This is a genomic window from Tissierella praeacuta (genome assembly GCF_040396155.1).
GTDB classification, from domain to species: Bacteria; Bacillota; Clostridia; order Tissierellales; family Tissierellaceae; genus Tissierella; species Tissierella praeacuta_A.
In genome coordinates this window covers 1-5,538 of sequence record NZ_JBEBOY010000084.1, presented here as the reverse complement: position 1 = coordinate 5,538, position 5,538 = coordinate 1, and the positions used below count along the sequence as shown (strand labels likewise).

Here is a 5,538-nt window from a genome sequence, read left to right as displayed (position 1 = left end):
TTACAGCAGTATTTGGAGAAAACAGAAAAAACCTATTACCAATAAACAAAGAAGCATTAGAAAAAGGTGCAGAAATAGCAAGAGAACAAATGAAGTAGAATGTAAAATACAGGTGGAATTATTCCACCTGTATTTTGTGTTTTATAATCTATTTATCTTTATCTGTGGAACAAAATGATGGAGAACATCCGCCACCAATTCCGCCACCTGATGTTGGGATCTGAACCTGTCTGTTTTGTAAAACTTTAACTGTTAGTTCTACAACCATTTTTTCTTCTATCTTGTTGAAGAATTTTTCTTCGAATGGGAAATCTCCATCACAAGGACGATGACGATTTATAAACTCATCAAATTCATAAATTCTTGCACTAATTAGTTCGCAGAATGGAAGTTCATTGAAATTCTCAACTACGATTTGATTGAATTCTGATAAATCTGAAGATAATAATTTATCTTTTTCAGCAAAATGTTTGTTTGGTAAATCGCTTACTCTGAAATATTCAAATTCAGCACTGGAATTTACAGCAAGATCTTCTGGTTCCATATAGAAAGAAACAGGTGTAGAACATTCAAATGGAACATCTACAACGCAATGGTGTAATTCACCACATACTCCTCTAATATTTCCGCAGTTTCCTGTAGCATAGTCAATATTTTTACGAACAAATCCTTTAATGAATAAAATATTAGTAGGTTGAAGTAATAGGCATTGGGTGATTTTTATTTTTTTCTTTATATTTTTAATTTCAAGTGCTCGTTCTGGTAAATCAATTAATGCACGAACATGGAAACGAACAGTTAATTCAGCTAAAACTACTGGAATTTTAGCGACCGCACCAGTTGCTAATCCACTAGGTGTTACTGGTGTATTAGTGCAGCTATCTAATACATCACTTTTAACATCAACGCATAAGGCTTTATTTCCTGCATTACATACAGGCGAAGAAGGTTTTGTATTAACTCTGGATTGCCCGCCACATTGGCAATTATTGTTACTAAACACTTGTAAGTTACTAATTGTTGTACCATCTATTGAATTGTACATATAGTATTTCCTCCTTAATATAAATATCATTTGGATGTCAATAGTTTTATGTCATGTCCATACTACAATATATTCTAAAGATTTAATTAGGTGATAGTATTTTTGAAGTTGTTAATTTATTATTTATTCAATTGCAAATAAAAATTCTCCTTCACAGGCAAGCTCATCTTCAACATAGGCTTTGCCTTCTCCAATTCCTATTGAACCTCTTATTCTAGTTAATATTACTTCCATTCTAAGGGTATCTCCAGGTACTACTTTTCTTTTAAATCTTACTTTGTTTATTCCAGCGAAATAAGGTGTTTTTCCTTTATATTTTTCATCAGATAGCAAAATTACAGCTCCTACCTGAGCCATAGATTCTACTATTATGACTCCAGGCATTACAGGCATATGAGGAAAATGCCCTTGGAAAAAAGGTTCATTTATGGTCACATTTTTATATCCTATACCCCTTACCCCTATTTCTTCTATCAAAACCTTATCTATAAAGAGAAAAGGATACCTATGAGGAATAATTCCTTTTATTTCTTCTATATTTAACAATTTATCCATGAAATTCCTCCTTTTTAGTCTTTTTTAGGGAAAAATTAATGATTGATTATTTTATTATATTCATATATACTAAGTCTTAAAGTTTTACTCATATAATATTAATAATAATCTAAAGAAAATTAATTTGCAAATGTTTTTAAAGGAGGTGGTAGATGGGAATAAATAGTAAGAGTAAACAATTTAATATGGAGGTGGAGAATGAAAAAAATTTATGTAGGAATTTCTGGTATAGGAAGTTATGTGCCTGAGAGAATTGTTACTAATCATGATTTATCAAAAATTGTAGATACATCAAATGAATGGATTGTAGAGAGAACAGGGATAAATGAAAGAAGGATAGCAGATGATAATATGGCGACTTCTGATATGGCAACTAGAGCAGCAATAGATGCTTTGGAAGATGCTAATATCAAACCAGAAGATATTGAACTTATAATTGTGGCTACAGTAACAGCTGATCATGCTTTTCCATCAACTGCTTGTATAATTCAGAAGAATATAGGAGCAGTGAAAGCGGCAGCATTTGATATAAATGTAGGATGCTCAGGGTTTATTTATGGTTTGTCCATAGGAGAAAGTTTTATTAAATCAGGAATGTATGAGAAGGTTTTAATCATAGGTGCAGAAACACTATCTAGAGTAGTAGATTGGAATGATAGAAATACTTGTGTATTATTTGGAGATGGTGCAGGAGCCTGTGTCTTAGAAAAATGTGAAGAGGATTCTGGAATTCTTTCAATTGAGTTAGGTTCTGATGGGACCAATGGCTCTGTGTTAACACAGCCAGCAGGAGGATCTAGATTGCCAGCAAGTATTGAGACTGTAGAAAATAGACTTCATTTTATAAAAATGGACGGTAAAGAAGTATTTAAATTTGCTGTAAGGGTCATGGAAAGAGCATCTATGAATGCTTTAGAAAAGGCTAATATTAAGTTAGAAGATTTAGATTTTTTAGTTCCACATCAAGCCAATATGAGAATAATTGATGCGGCTGCTAAGAAGTTAAAGCTTGAAAGAGATAGAATCTGTGTTAATTTAAACAAATATGGCAATATGTCTTCTGCATCTATTCCAATAGCCCTTGATGAAGCAGTGAAGAATAATAAGATTAAGAAGGGTGATAATATACTTTTAGTAGCCTTTGGAGCAGGTCTTACTTGGGCTTCAATGACTATAAAATGGAGTAGGGGGAATGGAGATAATGTGGAAGACTAGAATAACTGATATGTTAAATATTAATTATCCGATACTACAAGGAGGTATGGCTTGGGTAGCAACTCATGAATTAGCGGCAGCTGTTTCAGAAGCAGGGGGATTGGGTATTATAGGAGCAGGTAATGCGCCAGGAGAAGTAGTAAGAGAAGAAATTAGAAAGCTTAAGGAATTAACAGATAAACCATTCGGTGTAAATATTATGTTAATGTCACCTTTTGCTGAGGATATTGTAGGTATAGTATGTGATGAAGGAGTTCCCGTTATAACTACAGGTGCAGGAAATCCGGGGAAGTATATAAAAAGGTTAAAAGAACATAATGTAAAAATCATACCTGTAGTACCTACTGTGTCTTTAGCGATGAGATTAGAGAGAGAAGGCGTTGATGCCGTAATTGTAGAAGGAACTGAAGCTGGAGGGCATATTGGAGAATTGACTACTATGGTCTTAGTACCTCAAATAGTTGATGCGATTAATATTCCTGTCATAGCAGCAGGGGGAGTCGGTGATGGACGCGGATTTTTATCGGCTTTGACTTTAGGAGCAGAAGGAGTACAAATAGGAACTAGATTTGTATGCTCAACTGAGGCTAAGGTTCATATTAATTATAAGGAAGCAATAGTAAAATCTAAGGATAGAGATGCACAAGTAACTGGGAGAAGTACTGGGCATCCTGTAAGAGCATTAAAAAATAAATTTACAAGAGAATTTTCACAACTTGAAAACAAAGGGGCTTCGGCAGAAGAACTAGGATTATTAGGTTCGGGAAGATTAAAATTAGCTGTAGTAGAAGGAGATATAAATAAAGGATCTTTAATGTCAGGTCAAATTGCAGGACTTATTAAAGATATTAAACCTTGTAAGGACATAATAGAAGATATAGTTTCTTCGGCTGAGAAAAGACTAAATTCAATTTGTTCATTAATGGAAGGTGAGATAAATGGATAAACTAGCCTTTATATTTCCTGGGCAAGGCTCCCAATATGTGGGAATGGGAAGTGATTTTTATGAAAACTTTGTAGAATCAAAGAAAGTATTTGATGAAGCAAATGAAGTATTAAATATGGACTTAAAGAATATATGCTTTAATGGAAGTGAAGAAGATTTAAAGAGAACGGAAAATACTCAGCCAGCTATATTAGCTACGAGTATAGCAATTTTGAAAGCTATGCAATCAAGAGGTATAGACTGTGAATATACTGCAGGACTTAGTTTAGGTGAATATAGCTCTTTAGTTACAAGTGGAAGTATAGAGTTTAAGGATGCCCTTAAAGTTGTAAAAGAGAGAGGAAAATTTATGCAAGAAGCAGTTCCTTTAGGAGTAGGAGGAATGGCTGCAATACTTGGTTTAAACAGGGAAAATATACCATCTATTTTACAAAAAACTAAGGAATACGGAATAGTGGAAGTAGCAAACTATAATAGTCCAGAGCAAATAGTTTTATCAGGAGAAATGAATGGATTAAAAATAGCTTGCGAAGAAGCAGTTAAATTAGGTGCTAAGAAAGCGGTACCATTATCAGTATCCGCACCATTTCATTCATCTTTATTAGCTTCAGCAGGAGAAAAACTAAAAAATGAATTAGCAAAAGTAGATATAAAAGATACTCAAAAGAAGTTTATTTCCAATGTAGATGCCAAACTTCTGTCTAATAAAGACGAGATTAAGCCTAAGTTAGTAAATCAAGTAAGTAATTCAGTGTTATGGCAACAATCTGTAGAGTATATGATAAATAATGGTGTAGATACTTTTATAGAAATAGGACCAGGAAAATCTTTATCAGGATTTGTAAAGCGAATTGGTAAGTCAATGGGCAAAGAAGTGAAAGCATTAAGTGTCAACGATGTAGAATCCTTTAAAGAAACTGTTAATTATATAAAAACAATGAAAAAAGAATAGCAAAATATTTTACTGAAAAGGAGGGAATGGAAATAAGCCTAAAAAACAAGGTAGCTTTAATAACTGGAGCATCAAGGGGTATAGGCAAGGAAATTGCTTTAGAGCTAGGGAAAAATGGAGTTAATGTAGGAATTACCTATGTTAATAATCTTGAAAAAGCTGAAGAGGTAATAAGAGAGATAGAATCCTACGGAGTTAAAGCAGTTGCCATAAAAGCAAATGTATCAATTGAAGAAGATGTATTACAAATGATAAAAACTATGGAAGAAGAATTAGGTACCATAGATATATTGGTAAACAATGCAGGAGTTACAAAAGATAATTTACTCATTAGAATGAAGGAAGAAGACTGGGATGAGGTAATGAGTGTTAATTTAAAGGGGACCTTCCTTTGTACTAAAGCAGTATCGAGAATAATGATGAAGAAAAGATATGGTAAAATAATAAATATTACATCTATAGTAGGTATAATAGGAAATGCAGGTCAAGGAAATTATAGTGCATCAAAGGCTGGTGTTATTGGATTTACAAAATCAATGGCAAGAGAATTAGCTAGTCGTGGCATTAGAGTCAATGGAATTGCACCAGGATTTATTGAAACGGATATGACAGATGTATTAAAAGATGAAATAAAAGAAGCTATGCTAAAATCTATACCTTTAAATAGATTTGGAAATCCAAAGGATATTGCAAATTTAGTAGTATTTTTAGCAAGTGAAAAATCAGACTATATAACAGGCCAAATAATAAACGTAGACGGCGGAATGGTTATGACCTAACACAACGAACGTAGTGAGTTGATGTAGGTCAAACGCAATGAGAACC

6 protein-coding genes are annotated in these 5,538 nt (G+C 33.2%); 4 read left to right on the top strand and 2 right to left on the bottom strand.

The window, feature by feature from the left end:
* Nucleotides 1-148: 148 nt before the first annotated feature.
* On the bottom strand, nucleotides 149-1,045 hold the full coding sequence (locus tag ABWP20_RS18165; RefSeq protein WP_353097768.1) for a CsxC family protein: 897 nt from the start codon (nucleotides 1,043-1,045) through the stop codon (nucleotides 149-151).
* A gap of 123 nt (nucleotides 1,046-1,168) precedes the next feature.
* Entirely contained in the window at nucleotides 1,169-1,600 is a 432-nt protein-coding gene (gene fabZ, locus ABWP20_RS18160; protein ID WP_353097766.1) for a 3-hydroxyacyl-ACP dehydratase FabZ, read from the bottom strand.
* Nucleotides 1,601-1,798: 198 nt separating this feature from the next.
* Here fabZ and ABWP20_RS18155 point away from each other — a divergent pair, with 198 nt between their 5' ends.
* The 4 genes from ABWP20_RS18155 to fabG are packed head-to-tail and all read left to right on the top strand — an operon-like array spanning nucleotide 1,799 to nucleotide 5,492.
* A complete protein-coding gene (locus ABWP20_RS18155; RefSeq protein WP_353097765.1) occupies nucleotides 1,799-2,815 on the top strand; it encodes a beta-ketoacyl-ACP synthase III in 1,017 nt (338 codons plus the stop codon).
* The gene (gene fabK, locus ABWP20_RS18150; protein WP_353097764.1) at nucleotides 2,802-3,761 is read left to right on the top strand and encodes an enoyl-[acyl-carrier-protein] reductase FabK; all 960 of its coding nucleotides are present in this window, start codon (nucleotides 2,802-2,804) and stop codon (nucleotides 3,759-3,761) included. Before ABWP20_RS18155 ends, fabK begins: the two co-directional genes overlap by 14 nt.
* On the top strand, nucleotides 3,754-4,713 hold the full coding sequence (gene fabD, locus ABWP20_RS18145) for an ACP S-malonyltransferase (RefSeq protein ID WP_353097763.1): 960 nt from the start codon (nucleotides 3,754-3,756) through the stop codon (nucleotides 4,711-4,713). The genes fabK and fabD overlap by 8 nt, the downstream gene beginning before the upstream one ends.
* A 26-nt stretch (nucleotides 4,714-4,739) precedes the next feature.
* Nucleotides 4,740-5,492: a 3-oxoacyl-[acyl-carrier-protein] reductase gene (fabG, locus tag ABWP20_RS18140; protein WP_353097761.1), complete on the top strand. Its 753-nt coding sequence runs from the start codon at nucleotides 4,740-4,742 to the stop codon at nucleotides 5,490-5,492.
* Nucleotides 5,493-5,538 lie beyond the last annotated feature (46 nt).